General features: G+C 39.4%; 24 protein-coding genes. 19 read left to right on the forward strand and 5 right to left on the reverse strand.

The window, feature by feature from the left end:
- The first annotated feature begins 11 nt into the window (after nt 1-11).
- The 7 genes from EV282_RS03515 to EV282_RS03545 all read left to right on the forward strand — a co-directional run bounded on the left by EV282_RS03515 (nt 12) and on the right by EV282_RS03545 (nt 6892).
- A complete protein-coding gene (locus tag EV282_RS03515) occupies nt 12-686 on the forward strand; it encodes a response regulator transcription factor (protein ID WP_130293844.1) in 675 nt (224 codons plus the stop codon).
- Entirely contained in the window at nt 683-2062 is a 1380-nt protein-coding gene (locus EV282_RS03520; protein ID WP_130293846.1) for a sensor histidine kinase, read from the forward strand. Before EV282_RS03515 ends, EV282_RS03520 begins: the two co-directional genes overlap by 4 nt.
- 78 nt (nt 2063-2140) lie before the next feature.
- On the forward strand, nt 2141-3232 hold the full coding sequence (locus tag EV282_RS03525; protein ID WP_130293848.1) for an ABC transporter permease: 1092 nt from the start codon (nt 2141-2143) through the stop codon (nt 3230-3232).
- Nucleotides 3229-3933, forward strand: coding sequence for an ABC transporter ATP-binding protein (locus EV282_RS03530; protein WP_130293849.1), 705 nt, complete (start codon nt 3229-3231; stop codon nt 3931-3933). The genes EV282_RS03525 and EV282_RS03530 overlap by 4 nt, the downstream gene beginning before the upstream one ends.
- A 196-nt stretch (nt 3934-4129) precedes the next feature.
- Entirely contained in the window at nt 4130-5533 is a 1404-nt protein-coding gene (locus EV282_RS03535) for an amino acid permease (protein WP_264191166.1), read from the forward strand.
- Nucleotides 5534-5647: 114 nt separating this feature from the next.
- The gene (locus EV282_RS03540) at nt 5648-6136 is read left to right on the forward strand and encodes a GNAT family N-acetyltransferase (RefSeq protein WP_242611822.1); all 489 of its coding nucleotides are present in this window, start codon (nt 5648-5650) and stop codon (nt 6134-6136) included.
- Nucleotides 6137-6268: 132 nt separating this feature from the next.
- Entirely contained in the window at nt 6269-6892 is a 624-nt protein-coding gene (locus EV282_RS03545; protein ID WP_130293855.1) for a methanogen output domain 1-containing protein, read from the forward strand.
- Nucleotides 6893-6931: 39 nt separating this feature from the next.
- Here EV282_RS03545 and EV282_RS03550 read toward each other — a convergent pair whose 3' ends face one another.
- Nucleotides 6932-7792 carry an STAS domain-containing protein gene (locus EV282_RS03550; protein WP_130293857.1) on the reverse strand — a complete coding sequence of 287 codons (861 nt, stop codon included), beginning with the start codon at nt 7790-7792 and terminating at the stop codon, nt 6932-6934.
- 178 nt (nt 7793-7970) lie between these two features.
- Complete coding sequence (locus tag EV282_RS03555) at nt 7971-8171, reverse strand: cold-shock protein (protein ID WP_066292711.1); 201 nt, start codon at nt 8169-8171, stop codon at nt 7971-7973.
- A gap of 390 nt (nt 8172-8561) precedes the next feature.
- On the opposite strand from EV282_RS03555, the gene moaA reads away from it, so the two are divergent.
- The 10 genes from moaA to EV282_RS03605 all read left to right on the forward strand — a co-directional run bounded on the left by moaA (nt 8562) and on the right by EV282_RS03605 (nt 17422).
- Nucleotides 8562-9578 (forward strand): GTP 3',8-cyclase MoaA, encoded by a 1017-nt coding sequence (gene moaA, locus EV282_RS03560; RefSeq protein ID WP_130293859.1) that lies wholly within the window; start codon nt 8562-8564, stop codon nt 9576-9578.
- 98 nt (nt 9579-9676) lie between these two features.
- A complete protein-coding gene (locus EV282_RS03565; RefSeq protein ID WP_130293861.1) occupies nt 9677-10531 on the forward strand; it encodes a VOC family protein in 855 nt (284 codons plus the stop codon).
- A gap of 83 nt (nt 10532-10614) precedes the next feature.
- Nucleotides 10615-11289, forward strand: coding sequence for a TVP38/TMEM64 family protein (locus tag EV282_RS03570; RefSeq protein WP_130293863.1), 675 nt, complete (start codon nt 10615-10617; stop codon nt 11287-11289).
- Nucleotides 11290-11599: 310 nt separating this feature from the next.
- Nucleotides 11600-12142 carry a peroxiredoxin gene (locus EV282_RS03575; RefSeq protein WP_130293865.1) on the forward strand — a complete coding sequence of 181 codons (543 nt, stop codon included), beginning with the start codon at nt 11600-11602 and terminating at the stop codon, nt 12140-12142.
- Between the two features lie 57 nt (nt 12143-12199).
- Nucleotides 12200-12649, forward strand: a complete 450-nt coding sequence (locus EV282_RS03580; protein ID WP_077359847.1) for a TlpA family protein disulfide reductase — start codon at nt 12200-12202, stop codon at nt 12647-12649.
- 11 nt (nt 12650-12660) lie between these two features.
- Nucleotides 12661-13095, forward strand: coding sequence for a Dps family protein (locus EV282_RS03585; RefSeq protein WP_130293866.1), 435 nt, complete (start codon nt 12661-12663; stop codon nt 13093-13095).
- A 248-nt stretch (nt 13096-13343) separates the two neighbouring features.
- Nucleotides 13344-14963, forward strand: coding sequence for an ABC-F family ATP-binding cassette domain-containing protein (locus EV282_RS03590; protein ID WP_130293867.1), 1620 nt, complete (start codon nt 13344-13346; stop codon nt 14961-14963).
- A 68-nt stretch (nt 14964-15031) separates the two neighbouring features.
- Nucleotides 15032-15355: an MGMT family protein gene (locus EV282_RS03595; protein ID WP_130293869.1), complete on the forward strand. Its 324-nt coding sequence runs from the start codon at nt 15032-15034 to the stop codon at nt 15353-15355.
- A 24-nt stretch (nt 15356-15379) separates the two neighbouring features.
- Nucleotides 15380-15868 (forward strand): GNAT family N-acetyltransferase, encoded by a 489-nt coding sequence (locus EV282_RS03600; RefSeq protein ID WP_242611823.1) that lies wholly within the window; start codon nt 15380-15382, stop codon nt 15866-15868.
- Between the two features lie 162 nt (nt 15869-16030).
- Entirely contained in the window at nt 16031-17422 is a 1392-nt protein-coding gene (locus EV282_RS03605) for a DUF2254 domain-containing protein (protein ID WP_242611824.1), read from the forward strand.
- A 29-nt stretch (nt 17423-17451) separates the two neighbouring features.
- Here the strand turns inward: EV282_RS03605 and EV282_RS03610 are convergent, their stop codons facing one another.
- Both EV282_RS03610 and EV282_RS03615 read right to left on the reverse strand, forming a co-directional pair.
- Nucleotides 17452-18246 (reverse strand): serine/threonine protein kinase, encoded by a 795-nt coding sequence (locus EV282_RS03610; protein WP_242611825.1) that lies wholly within the window; start codon nt 18244-18246, stop codon nt 17452-17454.
- Nucleotides 18247-18270: 24 nt separating this feature from the next.
- Nucleotides 18271-18456, reverse strand: a complete 186-nt coding sequence (locus EV282_RS03615; RefSeq protein WP_130293870.1) for a hypothetical protein — start codon at nt 18454-18456, stop codon at nt 18271-18273.
- A 242-nt stretch (nt 18457-18698) separates the two neighbouring features.
- Here EV282_RS03615 and EV282_RS03620 point away from each other — a divergent pair, with 242 nt between their 5' ends.
- Nucleotides 18699-18929 carry a DUF2198 family protein gene (locus EV282_RS03620; protein ID WP_165389344.1) on the forward strand — a complete coding sequence of 77 codons (231 nt, stop codon included), beginning with the start codon at nt 18699-18701 and terminating at the stop codon, nt 18927-18929.
- Between the two features lie 16 nt (nt 18930-18945).
- Here the strand turns inward: EV282_RS03620 and EV282_RS03625 are convergent, their stop codons facing one another.
- The gene (locus tag EV282_RS03625; protein ID WP_130293873.1) at nt 18946-19821 is read right to left on the reverse strand and encodes a sulfite exporter TauE/SafE family protein; all 876 of its coding nucleotides are present in this window, start codon (nt 19819-19821) and stop codon (nt 18946-18948) included.
- Between the two features lie 257 nt (nt 19822-20078).
- Here EV282_RS03625 and uvrB point away from each other — a divergent pair, with 257 nt between their 5' ends.
- Nucleotides 20079-22055 (forward strand): excinuclease ABC subunit UvrB, encoded by a 1977-nt coding sequence (uvrB, locus tag EV282_RS03630; protein ID WP_130296890.1) that lies wholly within the window; start codon nt 20079-20081, stop codon nt 22053-22055.
- Nucleotides 22056-22060 lie beyond the last annotated feature (5 nt).

Genomic DNA, 22060 nt, shown 5'->3' on the forward strand with positions numbered 1-22060 from the left:
GAGTTCGTTACATGATCCATGTTTTGATTGCCGATGATGATGATCATATCCGTGAGCTTTTACGATACCATCTTCAATCGGAAGGGTATGTTATTTATGAAGCGAGAGATGGTGAAGAAGCTTCACAAATTCTATTAAACAGTCAGATTCATATTGCTGTGATCGATATCATGATGCCGAATAAAGATGGTTATCAGCTATGTGAAGAAATCAGAAAGAATTACGACTTTCCTGTCATTTTATTAACGGCTAAAAATCAGCTTGTTGATAAAGAAAAAGGGTACTTGGTTGGAACGGATGATTATTTAACAAAACCATTTGAACCGAAGGAATTATTGTTTAGGATTAAAGCTTTGTTAAGACGGTATCGTGTTGTTAACGCTGAAAAAATATTTCTTCATAAAACGTTGATTGATAGAAAAAGTTACGAGGTCCATAGTAAAGGGAAAATATTTATGCTTCCTATGAAAGAATTTGACCTATTGGCTCAATTGGCAAGCTATCCAGGACGTGTATTCAATCGTGAGGAATTAATCCATCTCATTTGGGGTGCTGATTTTGCAGGGGATGATCGGACAGTAGATGTCCACATTAAAAGACTTCGTGAACGGTTTAAAGATGTTACGGATGACTTCAGCATTCAAACGGTCCGAGGGGTCGGGTATAAATTGGAGTGTAAAAGGTGAAAACACTATATTTGCGTATTGTATTAACGACCATCCTAGTGATGTTAATAAGCAGTGTTATCGCCTTCATTCTTGCTAATGCTTATTATCAATTCTATCTAAAGCCAGCCAATGATGAGAAGATAACCGCCATGGCCAATCAAATTCAAATGTTTAATAAACGAACCAATGATGTTGAATTTAATCGTTATTTAAACAGTTTAGGAAATTTGGGTTATCAGCTCTTTCTAGCAAGTGAAAATAAAAACGGCACGTTTTACGGTGAGGAATTCCGTGAAAAAAAGCTGGAGACTTCAGTCGTTCACGGTGTTGTTGCAGGTAATAATTATCATGGAATTAAAGATTTTCCTGCAAAGCTTTTTATTACAGGCTTTTTCGATAATGACATTCGAAACACGATCGGTGTTCCAGTAAAATATCAAGGTGAGACACAAGCTCTATTCATACGACCAAACCTTGAAGTTCAATTTGGAGAGATGCGGATCTTTTTTGCTTTGCTGTTAGCGTTCACATTGATCTTAAGTATTTTATTTGTTTTTATCAGCACCCGCTATATAGTCAAACCTATCGTTACTTTGACGGAGGCAACTAAAACGATATCAAAAGGTAACTATAAAATAGATCTGAATGTTAATCGTCAAGACGAAATTGGCGAACTGGCGGGTCATTTCGCCTATATGGCAAAAAATTTAGAGCAGCTTGAAGAGATGAGGCAGGAATTTGTTTCGAATGTTTCACACGAGATCCAATCACCACTAGCCTCTATCCAAGGGTTTTCTAAAACGCTGCAATCCGATCATATAACGGAGCAACAGAGGAATCAGTATCTTTCTATTATAGAAAGTGAGAGCAAAAGAATATCAGCGTTAAGCAAACAGCTGCTTACGCTAGCATCCTTGGATAAAGAAGAAGGTATCTTAGAAAAAAGTACATATGATTTAGGAGAACAAATCAAACAAGTTCTGTTTATGACGGAATATAGCTGGCGTGAAAAAGATATAGCCGTAGAGATGGACCTCCCATCTGTATATATTCATGCTGATCAAAAATTGCTTCACCAAGTTTGGTCGAACTTGATTACAAATGCGGTCAAGTACACTCCGGCAGGAGGGACGCTGTCACTTCATCTAACGAGTGAGAATGACCGTTGTTATATCAAAGTGCAAGATACGGGCATCGGCATCTCTAAGAATGACTTGCCGCATATCTTTAACCGCTTTTATAAAGCAGATAAAGTAAGAAATCGAAAAGAAGGCAACAGCGGTTTAGGGCTAGCAATAACAAAAAAGATTATTGAGCTTCATGAAGGTGATATTTACGCGAAAAGCGAGTTGAACAAAGGCACCACTTTTTATGTTGAATTTCCGAGATTGTAATTAGCTGTTCATCTTCTGTTCATATTCGTTTCCTATACTTTAATTGTAAGTTAATCAAATGAGGGAGATGAATGAACCATGTTTCTTGCATTGCGTGAGTTTAAGCATGCGAAAGTACGCTATTTGTTGATTTCTTTAATTATGATCTTAATCGCCTGGCTGGTTCTCTTTGTGTCAGGACTCGCTAATGGTCTTTCTTCAGATAATGCTTCGTCTATAAAAACCATGAAGCCCGAATATTTAGTTCTTCAAAAAGAAGCAGATCAGAGAATTAACCGCTCCGCTTTAGATGACGACTTAGCAGCGGATATCCGAGAATTTACACAACGTCATGATACGGAATCTGCTCTATTAAGTATCTACATGGCAACTTTAACGAAGCCAGGGACTTCAAAAAAATTAGATGCAGCGTATTTTGGAATTGAAGTACCTGGTTTGCTGCAGCCAGAGATCACAGAAGGAAAAATGTTTACCAATGAATCAGTTGATGAAATTGTTGTTGACCAATCCATAAAAAATGAAGGTTTTTCACTTGGAGACAGGATCATAGATGAAACTTCAGGAAAAAAGCTCAAAATTATTGGATTTACGAAGAATCAATCATTTAGTCACTCGCCAGTTATTCATATGAATATGAAAACCTTGCTGTCCGTCAAAAATGAAAATACGATTCATGCTATAGCATTGAAGGGTGATAAGAATACGGCCAAACAAGTTGAAAAGAATTTTTCAGGAATAGAAACAGTATCAAAGAGTCAGGCTTTAAAAGGAATTCCGGGTTATCAGGAAGAACAAGGGTCACTATTGATGATGATCGTGTTTCTCTTTGTCATTGCAGCTTTTGTATTAGCCGTATTTTTCTATGTGATCACCATTCAAAAAATAAATCAATTTGGGGTATTAAAGGCAATAGGTGCCAAAACAGGCTACCTTGCTAAAAACATTATTTTTCAAGTGATGTTTTTGTCTTCTGTAAGTCTCTTAATTAGCATTGCACTAACATTCACAGCTTCTTTTGTGCTGCCTGATCATTTCCCTTTTGATCTTAGTCCATTCCTTATTGTAATCTGCTCCTTACTTTTTTTAACGGTAGCACTATTAGGATCATTCCTTTCTTTATTCAAAGTGGCAAAAGTTGATGCTATTGATGCGATAGGGAGGGCTGTATGATGGAGCATAAGTTAATTTTAGATAAAGTAAGTAAAACCTTTGTGGATGGTGAAAAAAGGGTCAGTGTAATTGAAGATATGACGCTAAAAGTAAATGAAGGCGAGTTTGTAGCTGTTGTGGGACCTTCAGGATCGGGCAAGAGTACATTTCTATCGCTTGCTGGTGCATTGCTTGCTCCAACAAGTGGCAGGACTTTTGTAGGTGGCCATGAACTAAGTCAACTATCAGAAAGCGGATTAAATCGTATTCGCTTAGAAAAATTAGGATTTGTGTTTCAGTCTTCAAATCTCATTCCGTATTTGACAGTTATTGACCAGCTAATCCTAGTTTCAGAGTTGTCAGGCAAGGAAAGAGAGGATGCAAAAAGTAAAGCCAAAAAAATGATTAAACGCCTTGGACTGTCTCACAGAATAAATCATTATCCTGAACAATTATCAGGAGGTGAACGTCAGCGGGTGGCTATTGCAAGGGCGTGGATGAATGATCCCGAACTCATTTTAGCAGATGAGCCGACTGCTAGTCTTGATTCCGAAAGAGGAAAAGAAGTTGTACAGATGCTAGCAGATGAAGTGAAATTAAGAGGAAAAGCAGCTGTAATGGTCACGCATGATCAACGGATGTTGGACTTATGCGATAGAATTCTTTATATGGAAGATGGCAGGTTTGTAAAAGAAAAGAATCAGATGAATGAGGCACATTGAATTAGATAATTATGGGAATAGTAAGGGTGACTCTGATTTATACGCAGAGTTGCTCTTTTTTCGTTATGAATAAGAATAATTACATACTTGCTCACCAGCCATTTTTTTACTGCACCACAAAATTTCGAAAAATTACGAATTATAGAAAAGAGAGAAGTTTAAAAAACATAAACAGTTTACTTAATGGAGGATCTCTATGGGTATTTTCAGAAAGAAGAGTATTTCTGACCTTGTTGCTGCTTCTAAAACAGGTACGACACTTAATAAAGAACTAGGCACTTGGGATTTGACGATGCTCGGTATTGGAGCGATCATCGGAACGGGGATCTTCGTCCTTACTGGTGCGGGGGCACTAACGGCTGGACCGGCACTTATCATATCATTTGTGATTGCCGGGCTGGCATGTTTATTTGCGGCACTCTCCTATGCAGAATTCGCTTCAACTGTGCCAGTTTCAGGATCGGTTTATACGTACACGTACGCAACGCTTGGGGAATTTTTAGCATGGATTATCGGGTGGGACTTGATCTTGGAATACCTCTTGGCGGTTAGTGCCGTTTCAGTGGGTTGGTCTGGTTACTTCCAATCTCTATTAAAAGGGTTTGGCATCTATATTCCAGCTTCACTTAGTGCAGCACCAGGAGCGGTTCCAGGTCTTACATCGTATTTTAATCTTCCAGCGTTTTTGATCGTAATGCTGATTACATTCTTGCTGTCCGTAGGTGTAAAGCAGTCGAAACGCGTCAACAACATCATGGTTGTCATTAAAGTGGCTGTTGTTATTCTGTTTATCGTTGTGGCTTTCGGATATGTGAAGCCGGCGAACTGGACACCGTTTACGCCGTTCGGTATGGAAGGAATCTTTGCGGCTGCAGCCTTAGTGTTCTTTGCGTTCATCGGGTTTGATGCGATCGCGTCGGCGGCTGAGGAGACAAAGAATCCAAATAAAGATCTTCCGAGAGGAATCATCTATTCATTACTTATCTGTACGTTCCTCTATGTGATTGTTACCGGTATCATGACTGGAGTGGTTCCGTACCCTGACTTTAAAGGAAACGAAGATCATCCAATTTCACTTGTTCTTCAAGTGGCAGGTCAGAATTGGGTAGCGGGTATTGTCGATGTAGGTGCGATCCTGGGGATGACAACCGTAATGCTTGTTATGCTATATGGACAAACACGTGTATCCTATGCGATGTCACGTGACGGACTGTTGCCGAAGTTTTTCAGAACAGTTCATAAAAAATACCGTACGCCATATGGTTCTACGTGGTTCTTTGGAATAGTCGCTGCACTTATGGGAGCACTGATCCCGCTTGACGAGCTTGCAAAACTCGTTAATATCGGGACGTTGTCTGCCTTTGTGCTCGTTTCCATTGCAGTACTTGTGCTGCGAAGAACCCAGCCAGATCTGCCTCGTGCTTTCAGATGTCCAGGTGTACCATGGATACCATTACTTGCAATTATATTCTGCGGTTTCTTAATGGCACAGCTGGATGGAGACACATGGGTCCGGTTTATCATCTGGCTTGGAATTGGTGCTGCTGTATACTTCTTATATTCAAAGAGACATTCCAAACTCGAAAAAGAAATTGAATAATAAAGCAATGAAAAAGAGACTTTCTTGGAAGTCTCTTTTTTTGTGGAAAAATCAGTTAAAATAAAAGGTGGTTCGTAAACATGCAGAACATAATTATGAAATGGGGAAATCAGTATGATTGAAACATGTCGTCTTCTTATTATTCCATATACATATGAGTTGGTAGAAGCTACATTAAAGGGTAAAAGAGAGTTAGAGAGGGCTTTAGGCTGCAAAGTTTCTGACGAATGGCCGAGCCCGACTTATGCAAAACGAATTCCGCAAAAAAAAGAAAAGCTGAAACAACACCCTGAAAACTCAATTTGGAGCCGGATTGTAATTGAAAAAGAGAGCAACACATTAATCGGAGAGATTGGCTGTAAAGGCGGTCCTAACGACAAGGGAGTCGTGGAGATCGGCTATGGATTAGTGAGACAAGCAAGAAATAAAGGATATGCTACTGAAATGGTTTCAAAATTAACAGAATGGCTTCTTGAACGGTCAGACGTAAATAAGGTAACAGCTGAGTGTTTAGATACAAACATCCCTTCGGCCAGAGTATTAGAAAAATCAGGATTTCAGTTAACCGATCATAAAGATGGCATGTGCTTTTGGGAAAAATAAGTAATTTAATTTCATTGTTATGTATTTTAAGGTTTCAAATTCTTTATAACGGGTATTCAAAGAGTGTTGTCCATATCTTACCAAACAATTTAAGAACAGCATGTAATTCATAAAAGAAAGGGTAGATGTGTTATGCGCCTTTCAAAAGGTGAATTAAATGGACACACTTTTTTAGCAAAACTTATTACTCAATATGCCTTAATTCATAGAAAAACAATCGGTCCTGCTGCTGATAAATATATTGAACAGCTTGGACTGAGAACAGGTGAATGGATCGAAAGTTTTTATGATGATCCACTGCACTGGACTGTTGACCAATATGTTCATGTAATAGTGGATTTGAAAAATGCAATCGGCGGGCATTTTGAAATTGTCAGTGTGGATCCTGACCATGTAGTAATTCGTGCAAAAGAGTGTCCTTTCGGAGAGTTTGTTAAGGATGCCCCACACCTATGCAAAATGACATCCAGTGTGCTAGGTGGCATTGCAGCACGGAAATTCGGTTATGGAAAAGTCACGTTGCGTCAACGAATTGCTCTAAATGATCCTATTTGTGAAGTAGCTGTATATTTTGACCGCGATGATAGAGAAGAGGGGGATATCTATGAAAATATCCCAACTACACCTGAACAAGGAGATCCATTTGCTTGGGAGGAAGAGACCATTACCATGCTTAATTATGAGTTGAAAAAAAGTGATGAAATGGTTATCAGTCTCTTAAAGGAGTTAGAAGATCTTAAACGCAAACAACCTTAAAACTCAAAAGAACAGACCGTTTAACGATCTGTTCTTTTTTTATTTATTGAGTTTGCCATATCCAAAATCAGCTAATGCTTGAAGGAGATTACCTTTTAAAGTGATTTCGTCAAAATCCAAGTTTAGACTCACTGAAGTTTGTGCAATTTCAGGACTTAAACCGGTAAGTGTCGTTTTCACTCCAATAAGTTTTAGCGTTGAAACAAGCTGGAAGATACGGTGGGCTACCATTGTATCAATATAGCTTACTCCTGATAAGTCAATGACAAGTGATGTGATCTCGCTATCCACACATTGTTGTAAAGTGGAGTCTAATAATATTTTCGCTCGATTTGTATCAATTTCTCCCACGACAGGAAGAACAGCTACACCAGGAAAAAGTGGAACGACTGGAACGGAAAGCTCTTGAAGGGATAAGTGAAACTTTTCTGCCATATCTCTATAGTTGTTTACATAGGACTTACTAAACGCTTGTACGGCATAATCAATCATCGGATTAATCGTAGTTGAGATGTGTAAAACAGATTCTGCTGACATGGATTGCAATGAGCCTTCTTCTTTAATAAAATCCCAAATGGCATTTCGATAGTAAGAAGTGCTTTCCAATGATTCATTTAACGGCTGTCCGGAATGAACCGCAAGCATTCCGACCTTTTCGCCCCACTCAGAGATCGTCTTTTTTGGATCATCGATTTTACCGGAAATCCCGTCTCCCACTAATCGAATAAAAGTGATGGACGCCTCTAGTCCTTCCTGCTTTTGGTCTCTTTGCTGAAGCGACACATATGTTTCATTATCTGTAATGTTTTTGATGATCTTCAGTGCGATTTGTTCTGCATTTTCGTTAATCTTGTTTCCGATTTCAATCTGATCTGACTTTTGCTTCATTTGAAGATCCATTTACAACTCCTAATAATTTCAGACATTAATTTTATTGTAGCAAAAACAATTCATATATGTTTGAAATTACTGAAAAATTTTTAAAAGTATGAAATAATTAAAAAAGATGTCGATATATAGAGTAAGAGGCAAAAAAAACAGGCCTCTACGAAAGAGTCCTGTTTATCTATTTAGGCTATTACGCCTTACGTACGTTAGTAGCTTGAGGTCCGCGTTGACCTTGTTCAACTTCAAAAGTTACGTCTTGACCTTCATCTAATGACTTGAATCCTTCTGATTGGATAGCTGAGAAATGTACGAATACGTCGTCTCCACCTTCGCGCTCGATGAATCCGAAACCTTTTTCTGCGTTAAACCATTTAACTTTACCTTGTTCCATGTTTGTTGCCTCCTGTCGTGCCAATCCGCACAATAATACTATCCTTGCTCAAAAATATCAAGATAATCATTACCTGTTACAATCGAACAAAAATAATTCTTCCTAATCGTAACACTTTCATCTTCAATACACAAGGGTAAGTGGCAAACGATTATTTTCGTTTGATTTCTTAGCGGCTGAAAACGGCGGTCCATCAAGGAAATGATGAATAAAATTTATAAAAATTTGGTAAAATCGATGCATATAAACTACCAGACATTAGGTAAATAGTAATTACTAACTATAATTACACTCTCATATAGAGATGACTTTTGAAAATGCCTTTCTGGTTTTAACTTCCTTTTATTCGTGGTACATTTAGAAAAAGTCTAAAAATAATGGCGTGATGTTATGGATAAAAAGAAAGTTGTTGACCAATGGCAGCGTCCTCTCCGGGATCTGCGGATATCAGTGACTGACCAATGTAATTTTCGCTGTACGTACTGTATGCCTAAAGAAATTTTCGGAACGGATTATCCCTTCTTAACAAATGAAGAGTTATTATCTTTTGATGAGATCGTCCGGATAGCCACTCAATTTGCTCATGCAGGCGTTGAGAAAATCCGTATCACAGGCGGCGAACCCTTATTACGTAAGGGGTTACCTGATCTTTTAAAAAGACTTCGTTCTATTGAAGGAATTAAAGATATTGCATTAACTACAAATGGTGTGCTGCTGCCTAAACTCGCAGTTGAACTTAAAGATGCAGGGATGGACCGGGTTACCGTAAGTCTGGATACACTTGATGATCAACTTTTCGGTCATATAAACGGACGGGGTGTAGGGGTTCAGCCAATTTTAAAAGGAATTGAAGCTGCCCACCAGGCAGGTCTTAAAGTGAAAATTAACATGATGGTCAAAAAAGGGATCAATGACCGAGAGATCCTTCCGATGGCCCGATATTTTAAGAACACTCCTTATGTGCTTCGGTTCATTGAATATATGGATGTTGGAACATCGAATGGATGGAATTGGGACGATGTCGTTACTAAGGATCAAATCCTAAAGGTGATCGGTGATGAACTTCCTCTTGAACCGGTTTCCGGCCATTATTATGGTGAAGTTGCAAAAAGGTATCAATATAAAGATGGAAAAGGTGAGATCGGTATCATTTCTTCTATTAGTGATGCTTTTTGTTCCACATGCACGAGAGCTCGGCTTTCAGCAGATGGAAAGGTGTATACTTGCCTGTTTGCTTCAAGCGGTACGGATTTTAAACACTTTATACGTGATGGAGTTCCTGATCATGAGATTTATGAGCGAGTAGTAAACACATGGGGCAATAGAAAAGACCGCTATTCAGATGAAAGAAGAGAAAAGAATGCTGAAGAACGAAAAAAGATAGAAATGTCATATATCGGGGGCTGATGAAAATCAGCTTCTTTTTTTTGCGCTTGAAGTTTGTTAATAACTATTTTATAATTACTTACATAAAGTAATTAAATTTAGAAAGAAGGTTTTTATAAATGAAGCCTATTCATAAAGATACACATATCGGTAATGTCACACTCAAGATAAGAGACCTGGAGAAACTGATTAAGTATTATACAGAGACCATCGGATTAAAAATATTGACTAGATCCGATTCTGCTGCACAGTTAACAGCTGACGGAATTCAGCCGCTTCTGACATTGGAAGGCAATTCAAGCCTTGAACAGCGTCCGGTTCGCAGTGCTGGCTTATATCATTTAGCATTGCTAGTACCCACAAGGAAGGATCTAGCGAATGTTCTTCAGCATTTTATACAATCAGATACCCGCCTTGTTGGAGCATCCAACCATAAATTCAGTGAAGCCATCTACCTGCAAGACCCTGAAAACAACGGGATAGAAATTTATCGAGATGTTGACCGGAAAGATTGGGTCCGTGATGAAAAAGGAAAATTGCCTGCTGTGAGCGAACCATTAGATGTACATGGTTTATTAGGTGAAACTGATAATTCACAGTGGAAGGGTCTGCCGGAAAAAACGGTAATGGGACATGTGCATTTAAACGTGACCAACATTCCTGAAGCTGAAGAGTTCTATATGAATGTGCTCGGTTTTGAAGAACAAACAAGAATGGCTCATCATGCCTTATTTATCTCAGCTGGTGGATATCATCACCACATTGCTTTGAATATCTGGAACGGTCCGAACGCTATTCCTTCACCAATAGATGCAACGGGTCTTTTGCATTATGAAATCGTTGTGCCGAGTGCTGAGGTTTTTGAATCGCTGAAAAATTCCCTGGAGCAGCATAATATAGCGTTCATTGCTGAATCCAACCAAATTTTTGTGAAGGATCCAGCTGGAAATGGCATAATTATAAAAATTAGTTAGAAAGTTTGTTATTTAAAGTAAATATAAGGGAATAGTTCATAAACGGATCTTTTTAAAAATTTGTCAGTAAAGAAGGGGTCTTTATGAAGAAAAAAACTTGGGTGAAGTTAACAGTCCTATTTGCTGCTGTTATTCTTTTGTTCGCACTCAACCATTTTGTTTTCAAACTTACCCCTATGTCTTTACGCGACTGGGTGCTGTCCTTTGGCATGGTAGCACCTATCATATATGTCTTGATCAATGTGATTCGTCCCTTTACGCTCTTTCCTATTTCTGTTCTGTCACTTGCTGGCGGACTAGCGTTTGGTGCTGTCTGGGGAACGGTGTATACGGTTTTCAGCGCGACACTTGGGGCAGTTATTTCTTTTTATCTCGCCAAGCATTTGGGAGCCCGCTGGCTGAAAAAAACAACAGATGCTCCATCCAGGATTGAAAAATGGCAGAAACAATTAAAAGAAAAGGGATTCTTTTATATTTTCCTCCTCAGGATCATTCCGATTTTGAATTTTGATCTTATAAGTTATGTAGCAGGGATATCCCGATTAAAGTTTCGTTCCTATGTTTTTGCAACCATGCTCGGGGTGCTGCCGGGAACACTCGCGTATAACCTGCTGGGGGATAGTTTTATAAAAGGAAACGGAACAGCCATTGCCATTGCCGTTTGTCTCGTGATTTTAGCAGCCTGCATTCCTATACTTTTAAAAAATAAAAGCCTCCTATCAGGACAGATTCAAACTCAAAAAGAAGATAACGCGTAAACCTTGCTAAGTTTAGCAAGGTTTTTTTGTTGTGGAATGCTTACCTGTTATCGAGCTTTGTCGCCTTGTGGTTTTATTGTTTTTTGTTTCCGCTAAGCCGGGGATTAATTGGATTAACGCGAGATTAAGAATGAACGGGTGGTCTGTATAATAGAACGTCGGTGCTTTTGAGCACAATACTTGTTCCTTATTAATAATTATTATAAATTAGTATTGACTTCAAAAAAGCAATCAGTATAATTAAGATTGTTGATTAAAATATGATAATGATATTCATTATCATTTAAAGATAAAAGGAGTTGAAGTAATCATGGCAGAAAGAATGGTTGGCAAACAGGCTCCTCGCTTTGAGATGGAAGCGATCATGCCGAACAAAGAGACGAAAAAAGTAAGTTTAGAAGAGAACATGAAAAACGGAAAATGGACAGTTCTTTTCTTTTATCCAATGGACTTTACCTTTGTATGTCCGACAGAAATTACGGCGTTATCTGACAGATACGATGAATTCCAAGACTTAGATGCTGAAGTGATCGGAGTTTCAACGGATACGGTTCATACGCATCTGGCGTGGATCAACACTAAGCGTGAAGACAACGGGCTGGGTGAACTGAACTACCCGCTTGCTGCAGATACAAACCACCAAGTATCCCGTGACTATGGTGTTTTAATTGAAGAAGAGGGCGTTGCATTACGTGGTTTGTTCATTATCAACCCTGAAGGTGAAATGATGTACCAGGTTGTTTTCCATAACAACATCGGACGAGATGCTGACGAAACATTGCGTGTCTTACAAGCACTTCAAACTGGCGGTCTTTGCCCGGCTAACTGGAAGCCAGGTCAAAAGACTCTATAAAAATAGAAAAAAATCAAGAAAATTAAACACCTGTTTAAAATATGGAGGTTATAAGAGATGAAGTTACGTGAACAGATGCCTGAATTAGATGGTGCAACAACATGGTTGAACGATGAAGTGAAAAAAGAAGACCTTGTAGGAGAAAAAGCAACGCTGATTCATTTTTGGTCAGTAAGCTGTGGGCTTTGTAAAGAAGCAATGCCAGATGTGAACGAACTTCGTGACGAGTATGAAGATGACTTAAATGTAGTAGCGGTTCATATGCCTCGTTCTGAAAACGATCTTGATATGAGCGTGATCGAACAGATGGCAATGGGACACGATATTTCTCAGCCGATCTATGTGGACAGTGAACATAAGCTGACTGATGCTTTTGAAAATAAATATGTTCCGGCATATTATGTTTTTGATAAAGAAGGAAAACTGCGTCATTTCCAAGCGGGCGGAAGCGGAATGGACATGCTTCGCAAACGCTTGAACCGTGTTTTGAACGAAGAAACAAAATAGGAGGGTCTTTTATGAATTCCATTCAAGATGTACTAAACAAACAGGTTGCGAACTGGAACGTGCTTTTTGTGAAACTGCATAACTATCATTGGTATGTAAAGGGTCCTCATTTCTTTACCCTTCATGAAAAATTTGAGGAACTATACAATGAAGCTGCAACGAACATTGATGAACTTGCTGAGCGCTTGCTTGTTTTAAAGGGTACACCTGTCGCCACGATGAAAGAATATTTAGAGATGGCTACAGTCGAAGAAGCAAAAGGCGGAGAAACAGCGGAAGAGATGGTCCATAACGTAATCAATGATTTTGAGCTATTGATCTCTGAGATTAAAGAGGGTATGGAAGTAACGGAGCGCGAAGGCGATGAAGTTACCCATGACATGCTGCTTTCCGTTCGTGAAAGCCTGGCAAAACACAACTGGATGCTTCGAGCTTTTGTTAGTTAAATAATTTAGATGATCAAAGCCCCAATTTGCATTTTGCAAGTTAGGGCTTTATTTTTGTCTTTTTTATTGAGTGGTTGTAACGGATACGGTGATTAATATCTCAAATATAATGCAGCTTGCTCTAACTAGCTTATTAATTTCTTCATTTTTGTATGAAATATTTACAGACTGTACAAGATTGTAAAGTTGAAGACTGTGCATTTATGATACAATCATTGGGAATGTGTTTTTATAAAGGAGAGAACTAAATGATTACTGTTACTAACGTAGGTCTTCGCTACGGCGACCGCAAGCTGTTTGAAGACGTTAATATAAAGTTCACACCAGGAAACTGTTATGGTCTAATTGGTGCGAACGGTGCGGGGAAATCTACTTTCTTGAAAATTTTATCAGGTGAGATCGAAGCGCAGACTGGTGACGTACACATGACTCCAGGCGAGCGTCTAGCGGTTTTGAAGCAGAACCACTTCGAGTACGAAGATCAAGAGGTTATGCAGACCGTTATTATGGGACATACACGTCTTTATGAAGTGATGCAGGAGAAAGATGCGATCTACATGAAAGCTGATTTCTCAGACGAAGATGGCATCCGTGCTGCTGAACTTGAAGGTGAGTTCGCTGAGCTTAACGGTTGGGAAGCAGAATCCGAAGCGGCGATCCTTTTAAAAGGACTTGGCATTAAAGAGGATCTTCACACGAAAAAATTAGCGGAACTGACTGGTTCTGAAAAAGTAAAAGTTTTATTAGCACAAGCTCTTTTCGGAAAACCTGACGTACTATTGCTGGATGAGCCTACGAACAACTTGGACCTACAAGCGATTCAATGGCTGGAAGAGTTCTTGATCAACTTCGAGAACACCGTTATCGTTGTATCCCATGACCGTCACTTCTTAAACAAAGTATGTACGCACATGGCTGACCTTGATTTCGGTAAAATTACAATCTATGTCGGAAACTATGATTTCTGGTACGAGTCTTCTCAATTGGCTCTTAGAATGGCACAAGACCAGAACAAGAAGAAAGAAGAGAAGATTAAAGAACTTCAAGCGTTCGTTGCCCGTTTTAGTGCGAATGCATCTAAATCAAAGCAGGCTACTTCACGTAAGAAGCTACTTGATAAGATCTCACTTGATGATATCAGACCTTCTTCTCGTAAATATCCTTACGTACACTTTGGCATCAACCGTGAGATCGGAAACGACCTTCTTCGTGTTGAAGGGTTAACGAAAACGATTGACGGTGTTAAAGTTCTGGATAACGTGAGCTTTGTAATGAATAAAGACGACAAGATTGCTTTTGTTGGTAAAGAGGAAATCGCGATCTCAACATTGTTCAAAATTCTAATGGGTGAGATGGAAGCGGACAGCGGCACTTACAAGTGGGGTGTAACGACTTCACAAGCATTCTTCCCGCGTGACAACTCTAAGTATTTTGAAGGCAACGAGCCGACACTTGTTGAGTGGCTGCGTCAATATTCTCCAGAAGACCAAACGGAAAGCTTCCTTCGCGGATTCCTTGGCCGTATGCTGTTTTCTGGTGAAGAAGTTATGAAGAAGCCAGCTGTATTGTCAGGTGGAGAGAAAGTTCGCTGTATGCTTTCTAAGATGATGCTGAGCGGATCGAACGTATTGATTCTTGATGATCCGACGAACCACTTGGATCTTGAATCGATCACAGCGTTAAACAACGGTTTGATCAGCTACAAAGGTTCATTGATGTTCACATCCCATGACCATCAGTTCGTTCAAACGATTGCGAACCGTATCATCGAAATTACACCTAAAGGAATCATCGATAAGGAAATGCCTTATGATGAGTACTTGGCAAACGAAGATCTAAAGAAACAGCGCCAATTGATGTATCAATAATTTTATGTGAAAGGAGTGTTAAGTCTGTAAAAAGATTTAGCACTTCTTTTTGTTTAGGGGGAGAAAGTGTGGAGCGTTTTACTGAAGCGGTGATTCATGTGATTAAAAATATACCGCCTGGCAAGGTTATGTCTTATGGTCAAATCGCCAAAGTTGCAGGAAGTCCTAGAGGTGCAAGACAGGTCGTTCGTATCCTGCATTCGATGAGCGGAAAATACAACTTGCCATGGCATCGAGTAATCAATTCAAAAGGTGAAATCGGTATTCAGGATGAGGAACTGTTTTTTACTCAAAAATCGCTGCTGGAAGATGAAGGCGTGCAATTTAAAGGGAAAAACAAGATTGATATGGAAGAATATAGATACCACCCAGATGAGGATGTATATTTTTAATAGAACATAGGGAGCCATTGATCGATGAAAACTATGCAGAATCCGGTAATTAAAAAAGCAGAGTTGAAAGATAAAGAAACGATTAAAAATCTTATGCAATTCTATTTTTACGACTTCTCAGAGTTTGTTGAAGCGTACGTTGGAAATGACGGCTTGTTTGATGAGTATAAGTATTTGAACAACTATTGGGAAGAAAGAGAGAGATTTCCTTATCTTATCGAAAAGGACGGAAAAATAGCAGGTTTTATCTTAGTAAGAGAAGTTCAAGAGGACGGTAAACGTCACTGGTCGATAGCTGAATTCTTTATTATGAAGAAATTTCGGCTTAGCGGGTTAGGCAAACATGCGGCACACCAAGTTTTCGAGAAGCATAAAGGAAATTGGGAAGTTTTCCAGATTGAGAGTAACAAACCTGCCCAAGCTTTTTGGAGAAAAGTGATTTCTGAATATACCCATGGAGAATTTGTGGAGAGGACAGAAGAGGGAAGTCTAATCCAAGAGTTTTGTAGTTAAGACGCGGTCTATTATTAGGGTGATCCTTTGATTAGGATCGCTTTTTATTTTTGCAGTAAAACGATATTAGAAGTTTTACTTTTTGTGATTAGGGCAAAATAGGATAGGAGCATTTGGTTTAAATCTATTTTTTATTGCATGGAATCATGAGAGGACGGAAATATGTTTAGAATGAATCTGCTCGATAATTATTTAAAAAAATATACAAAAATGTCTGAGAGGGAACTATCTCATACTGTTCAATCGAATATGTGGTTTACTCCAGTTCTATATGTTATTTTTTCTTCTCTATTAGTAAGTGTTACGCTAACGACAGATTTAAAGTACGATTTAGGAAATCAGATGCGGCCATTTTTTGCGGTAGACTATGACCTTACAAGAAATTTGGTGGGGACACTTACAGCTGCGATCTTAACGCTGACTACCTTTACTTTTAACTTGATTCTCGTTGTTTTTACGACATTTTCGGGGCAGTTTTCACCCCGGATGCTCAAAAACTTTATTGCTAGTAAATCAACTCAGCGAGTGCTTGGCATCTTTACATCGAGTTTCATCTATATGTTATTGAGTTTTCTATTTTTGAACAAAAGAATGGCCGAGTATTATTTTGCTGTTCCTTTGCTCGCTGCGATTATCGCAGCATTCTCGATGGGAACGTTTATCTTTTTTATTAATCATGCGGTCGCCTGGCTGCAAGTAAACCAGATGACATATGATATGAAAAACGAAGCGCTATCCATAGTGAAAAATACGTTAGAGGATGAAGTAGATCCTTATAAGGTAAATGATCTAAGCACGGTAAACAGTGATATCTGCGAGAATAAAGGAACTACGATAACGGCAAGAAAATCTGGCTTTATTCAGTTGGTAGATTTTATTTCTATTATAAAAGAGGCTGAAAAAGATGATATAGTCATTCAGTTGGAATATACGATCGGAAGTTACGTGTTTGCTTCAACACCATTCATAACATATTGGAAGAAAGGTGAAAATGAAGTAGATGAACAAAAATATTTGTCACTCATCAGTATCGGAAGAAGGCAGACGGAAGTTCAAGATATAGAGTTCAGTATCAATAAACTAGTGGAAGTTGCAATAAGATCTCTTGGAAATTATGATCCGAAGACCGCGACTACTGCTATCTATCAACTAGGAGAAGTCCTTGCTTCCATCTCGCGGAATTCGATATTCTCAAAGTACTTAGTGGATCACAACAATAATCTGCGTGTGGTTTTGCAAGAAAGAGACTTTAGTCATTATCTTTATAATGCTTTTGGGTATATCAGGCACTATGCGAAAGATAATGTCATCATCTGCACAGAAATCCTCAAAGTGCTGGATCTAATGGCGAAATCTCTCAATAAGCGTGATTATAACGCGGTATGGGAATTTGGGGTGTTCACAGCAAGCGGTTTTGAAGATCTTTTTTTATTCACGTTAGATTATCAGCAATTTCACCGAGCGATGCACAACTTGGCTGTTACAACAAAACATGAAAAAGAGTTTGAAGAGTTCTTGGAAAAAGAAAAACAAAATCGATTCAAGTCCACATAACAAGGCCCGGAATAATAATGTCCGGGCCTTCATATTTGGAGTAATGCAGTTCGGACGTCCGCAACGGAATGAAAGGGGTCGTCTAACTGCAGCATCTTGCGAAGAACAGCTTTCAATGAATTTGAAATATTGAGTTCTTCCTCCCAGCTTCTTTCCTCCTTAGATTGAGGTTCATAGGTAGAATAGAGGAGGAACAAGGCGAAATGACCAAGTGCAAAAAGATCACTTTCAACGGTGACCGCACGCATCCGCAGTTTCTCAGGATGATCATCAGGATCTGCAGTTTCTCGATCTGATAAAAAGCAAGCAAGTCCAAAATCGATGATGTACAGTTTTCCGTTGCGCTGAATGATATTTGGTATGCGAAGGTCACGGTGTATGATCCCATTTTCGTGAAACGTCTCAATAATATTGAGCAGCTCTAGGAAGATCGTGATGGTTTCATTTTCGCTGTACGTGTGCTGATCGCGAAAAATCAGGTCCTCAAAAGTATCTCCATTTATCCATTCCATCGTGATAAAAAAACCTCTATCATTCTGAAATTCATCTAAAAGCTTCGGCACTTGAGGATGTTGTACAGCTTTAAGGATTTCAGACTCTCTTTTAAAAGAACGGAGTCCGCTTTCGGTTTTCGCTTTTGTGGTCCTGAGCTGTTTTAGAACGACGATAGTGTCTGTTAAATGGTCCTGCGCTAAATAAGTAATTCCGTAACTCCCCATCCCCAGCACTTCGTTAATGCGATAACGACCTTGAAGGAGGAGAACCGGTTTAAGAGGTCGATCAAATAACGTTCTTTGAAGACCTTTCAGAATTTCAGTGATCATTAGGAAACATCATCCTAGGAATAATCAGCTGCTGAAAAAGCTGCTTCTCTTTTTCTTCTTGTAATGCTTATGACCGTAGCCGCCATAATGCTTCTTCCCAAAGTCACTGCTGCTGTACTTTTTATAGCTTTTCTTGTACTTGTATCCAGAGCTGCTGTATTTGTTATAGCTTTTGTGTCCCAATAACGATTTAAGTATTTTCTTTAACATATCAAATCATCTCCTTAAAGATACATTGTTAATCATATTCGAACTTTGTATACCTTATCCTACTGTACGTCCAAATAGACAGAAAGTTTCGCTGGGAAATGGGGTCTGACCCCAAACAATTTATTTCCCTTAACAATTTCCTTGTTTTTGTATAGGGAGTTTGGTTAAATTTAGAGAGGTATAGATGGACGTTTACTAAAGTTGGGTTTTTGAGCGTTCAGATGAGAGGGGTCAATTGTTTCATGTTGGAGTATGTTTTTGCGGCTCTGTTTCCAATATTTTTGCTGCTGTTATTTAACAGAGTGTTATTTTCAAAGTTTCTGCCATTAGGGATCACCATACTAATATTAATTTTCGGATTGGATGGCCTGCATCAGCCGCTGCCGCTCCAAATCATAGCTGGAATTTCTACAATCATAGGCTTTTTACTAGGGTTGAAAATTTATGAAAAACAAAAGAGAAAAGTAAAATAGAAAAAGACGGCACCTTTTATGAGGTAGACGTCTTTCTTTTTGTATGCGAGATCGTTTCTTTTAGGAAGAGAATGAGAAGTGTAAGTACATAGATCGTGATTACTCCCAGACCTGCCTTATCGAAATGAACTAGCTTCAATACTACAGAAGCTAGTATCGTGATGTACAGAGCTCCTAAGTATTTTTGAATTTGTTCGTTTGAATAGATCGTTGTCAGTTTTGCTCCTAGCTGAGTCCCTACTAATGCTCCCAGGATTAAGAGGATGCCAAGTTTGTAGTCGAGCTGAATGGATGTCGCGTACGTTAAGAAACCAGCTGTTACGATCAAGAAAACACTGACCAAACTTGTGCCTACTGCTTTTCTGGACGGAAAGTTCATCATTGAGATCAATAAAGGCACCATTACAAATCCTCCGCCCACACCTAGAGTGGTAGAAATAAAACCTCCGGTAAATCCAATGAAGACAGCTTTCACTAAAGAAAAAGAAATTTGCTTTTCACCTGATTCATTACTTTTGTTGTGTTTTGATTGTTTATAAAGCAGGGAAAGTGCAAAGTATGCAAGAAGCAAAATATAGAAAACTGGGATGATTGTATCGTCGTAACCCTTTTTCTCAAGCCACACAACGAGCGGATGAGCAACCTGAGTCGCCAGGACACCTACAGAGCCGATCACAGCAGCTGTTTTCCAGATAATATTCTTAAATCGCAGGTGAGCAGCCACTCCTGAAACACTCGTTCCGATCGAATACATCAAACTCGTTCCAATTGCAGACAGTGGAGGGATACCAAACAAAATAAGAACCGGCGTCAGAATAAAGCCTCCGCCAATGCCGAAGAATCCAGAGAATATACCAATGCACAACCCAAGCAATATATAGAAAAATTCCAATTTAAAGCATCTCCTTTTGGGGACACACCTGCTACAATTTCCCCGAAACCGTTGATACAGCTGATGGGAAATGGGGTCAGACCCCAAACAATTTATTTCCCAACAAGCGCCCAACTATAAGTATACCACGATGAATTCTTTCCAGAAACTTCTGCGAATATTTGTTCGTAATTATTAGGTTTTTGGATCGGTGCTGTGCTATAATTTGAGTAACCAGAAATTAGGAACGGAGGTTCGGTTTTGTGAGTCAAAGTCAAATGTTTGAAATCAAATCTGATTATCAGCCACAAGGAGATCAGCCCGCAGCGATCAAACATCTTGTGAACAATATTAATGCAGGAAAAAAGAGCATGACATTGCTTGGTGCGACCGGAACAGGGAAGACGTTCACCGTATCAAATGTCATCCAGGAAGTGAATAAACCAACGCTTGTTATCGCTCATAACAAAACATTAGCTGGTCAGCTTTACAGTGAACTTAAAGAGTTCTTTCCGAACAATGCGGTTGAATATTTTGTATCCTACTACGATTACTATCAGCCTGAAGCTTACATTGCTCATTCAGACACCTACATCGAAAAGGATGCCAGCATCAACGATGAGATCGATAAGCTTCGTCACTCCGCAACCTCTTCTCTTTTTGAAAGAAAAGACGTTATTATTGTTGCCAGTGTTTCTTGTATCTATGGTCTAGGATCTCCAGATGAATACCGTGACATGGTAATCTCGCTCAGAGAAGGAATGGAAAGAGACCGAGATCAGCTATTACGAGATTTAGTCGATATTCAGTACAACCGAAACGATATCAATTTCACCCGTGGTACGTTCCGTGTTCGCGGTGATGTGGTGGAAATCTTCCCGGCTTCACGTGACGAACACTGTTTGCGGGTGGAGTTTTTTGGTGATGAGATCGACCGGATTACAGAAGTAGATGCACTTACTGGTGAAATTTTAGGTGAACGTAAACACGTTGCTATTTTCCCTGCGTCTCACTTCGTAACCCGTGAAGAAAAGATGAAGCTTGCGATCAAACGAATTGAAGCTGAACTTGAGGACAGGCTTAAGGAACTTAATGAAGCAGGGAAGCTGCTCGAAGCACAGAGGCTTGAACAGCGTACCCGCTACGATCTTGAGATGATGGCTGAAATGGGATTCTGTTCCGGAATCGAGAACTATTCTGTTCATTTAACACTTCGTCCTTTAGGATCTACTCCTTATACCTTGCTGGACTACTTCCCAGATGACTCTTTAATCGTTATCGACGAGTCTCATGTTACACTTCCGCAGATTCGTGGAATGTTTAATGGAGACCAGGCGAGAAAAAGTGTTCTTGTTGATCATGGTTTCCGTCTGCCTTCAGCAAAAGACAACCGTCCGTTAACCTTTGAGGAATTTGAAAGATATACGAAGTTTCAGCACATTTATGTATCAGCGACACCAGGGCCATATGAGCTCGAACATGCACCAGAACCTGTTGAGCAGATCATTCGTCCGACAGGGTTGCTTGACCCTACATTAGAAGTACGACCTATTAAAGGACAGATTGACGATTTACTCGGTGAAATAAACGAGAGAATTGCTAAAAATGAAAGAGTACTAGTCACAACATTGACGAAGAAAATGTCTGAGGACTTAACCGATTATTTTGTAGAGCTCGGTATAAAAGTCCGTTATCTTCACTCAGAAATCAAAACTCTTGAACGGATTCAGATCATACGTGACCTTCGCCTAGGTGTGTTTGACGTCCTCGTCGGAATCAACCTTTTAAGAGAAGGACTTGATATCCCTGAAGTATCACTAGTTGCTATTTTGGATGCAGATAAAGAAGGTTTCCTTCGTTCGGAGCGTTCGCTTATTCAGACGATCGGACGTGCTGCCCGTAACTCAAACGGGCACGTTATCATGTATGGAGATAAAATAACGAAATCCATGCAGATTGCGATTGATGAAACCCAGCGCAGACGTCAAAAGCAGATGGAACACAATGAAAAGCACGGCATCACACCGACTACGATCAAAAAAGAAGTTCGTGATGTTATTCGTGCAACACAAGCTGCTGAAGATACAGAAACCTATACAGGTGCACAAGCTCCTAAGCAAAAGATGAGCAAGAAAGATCGCGAAGCCTTTATCGAGCGTATGGAAAAAGAGATGAAGGACGCTGCCAAGAACCTTCATTTCGAACGTGCAGCAGAGCTTCGTGACCTCATTCTTGAGTTAAAAGCGGAAGGATGATTGCA

This window comes from Fictibacillus sp. BK138 (assembly GCF_004216955.1).
GTDB lineage: Bacteria > Bacillota > Bacilli > Bacillales > Fictibacillaceae > Fictibacillus.

Bases quoted from the DNA above. Each gene is read 5' to 3' on its own strand.
- EV282_RS03530 (WP_130293849.1), top strand. From the start codon at position 3,229: ATGATGGAGCATAAGTTAATTTTAGATAAAGTAAGTAAAACCTTTGTG.
- EV282_RS03580 (WP_077359847.1), top strand. From the start codon at position 12,200: ATGAAGTTACGTGAACAGATGCCTGAATTAGATGGTGCAACAACATGG.
- EV282_RS03590 (WP_130293867.1), top strand. From the start codon at position 13,344: ATGATTACTGTTACTAACGTAGGTCTTCGCTACGGCGACCGCAAGCTG.
- EV282_RS03600 (WP_242611823.1), top strand. From the start codon at position 15,380: ATGAAAACTATGCAGAATCCGGTAATTAAAAAAGCAGAGTTGAAAGAT.
- EV282_RS03535 (WP_264191166.1), top strand. From the start codon at position 4,130: ATGGGTATTTTCAGAAAGAAGAGTATTTCTGACCTTGTTGCTGCTTCT.
- EV282_RS03620 (WP_165389344.1), top strand. From the start codon at position 18,699: ATGTTGGAGTATGTTTTTGCGGCTCTGTTTCCAATATTTTTGCTGCTG.
- EV282_RS03565 (WP_130293861.1), top strand. From the start codon at position 9,677: ATGAAGCCTATTCATAAAGATACACATATCGGTAATGTCACACTCAAG.
- uvrB (WP_130296890.1), top strand. From the start codon at position 20,079: ATGTTTGAAATCAAATCTGATTATCAGCCACAAGGAGATCAGCCCGCA.
- EV282_RS03615 (WP_130293870.1), bottom strand. From the start codon at position 18,456: ATGTTAAAGAAAATACTTAAATCGTTATTGGGACACAAAAGCTATAAC.
- EV282_RS03575 (WP_130293865.1), top strand. From the start codon at position 11,600: ATGGCAGAAAGAATGGTTGGCAAACAGGCTCCTCGCTTTGAGATGGAA.
- EV282_RS03540 (WP_242611822.1), top strand. From the start codon at position 5,648: ATGATTGAAACATGTCGTCTTCTTATTATTCCATATACATATGAGTTG.
- EV282_RS03570 (WP_130293863.1), top strand. From the start codon at position 10,615: ATGAAGAAAAAAACTTGGGTGAAGTTAACAGTCCTATTTGCTGCTGTT.
- EV282_RS03525 (WP_130293848.1), top strand. From the start codon at position 2,141: ATGTTTCTTGCATTGCGTGAGTTTAAGCATGCGAAAGTACGCTATTTG.
- EV282_RS03610 (WP_242611825.1), bottom strand. From the start codon at position 18,246: ATGATCACTGAAATTCTGAAAGGTCTTCAAAGAACGTTATTTGATCGA.
- EV282_RS03550 (WP_130293857.1), bottom strand. From the start codon at position 7,792: ATGGATCTTCAAATGAAGCAAAAGTCAGATCAGATTGAAATCGGAAAC.
- EV282_RS03515 (WP_130293844.1), top strand. From the start codon at position 12: ATGATCCATGTTTTGATTGCCGATGATGATGATCATATCCGTGAGCTT.
- EV282_RS03555 (WP_066292711.1), bottom strand. From the start codon at position 8,171: ATGGAACAAGGTAAAGTTAAATGGTTTAACGCAGAAAAAGGTTTCGGA.
- EV282_RS03605 (WP_242611824.1), top strand. From the start codon at position 16,031: ATGTTTAGAATGAATCTGCTCGATAATTATTTAAAAAAATATACAAAA.
- EV282_RS03545 (WP_130293855.1), top strand. From the start codon at position 6,269: ATGCGCCTTTCAAAAGGTGAATTAAATGGACACACTTTTTTAGCAAAA.
- EV282_RS03585 (WP_130293866.1), top strand. From the start codon at position 12,661: ATGAATTCCATTCAAGATGTACTAAACAAACAGGTTGCGAACTGGAAC.
- moaA (WP_130293859.1), top strand. From the start codon at position 8,562: ATGGATAAAAAGAAAGTTGTTGACCAATGGCAGCGTCCTCTCCGGGAT.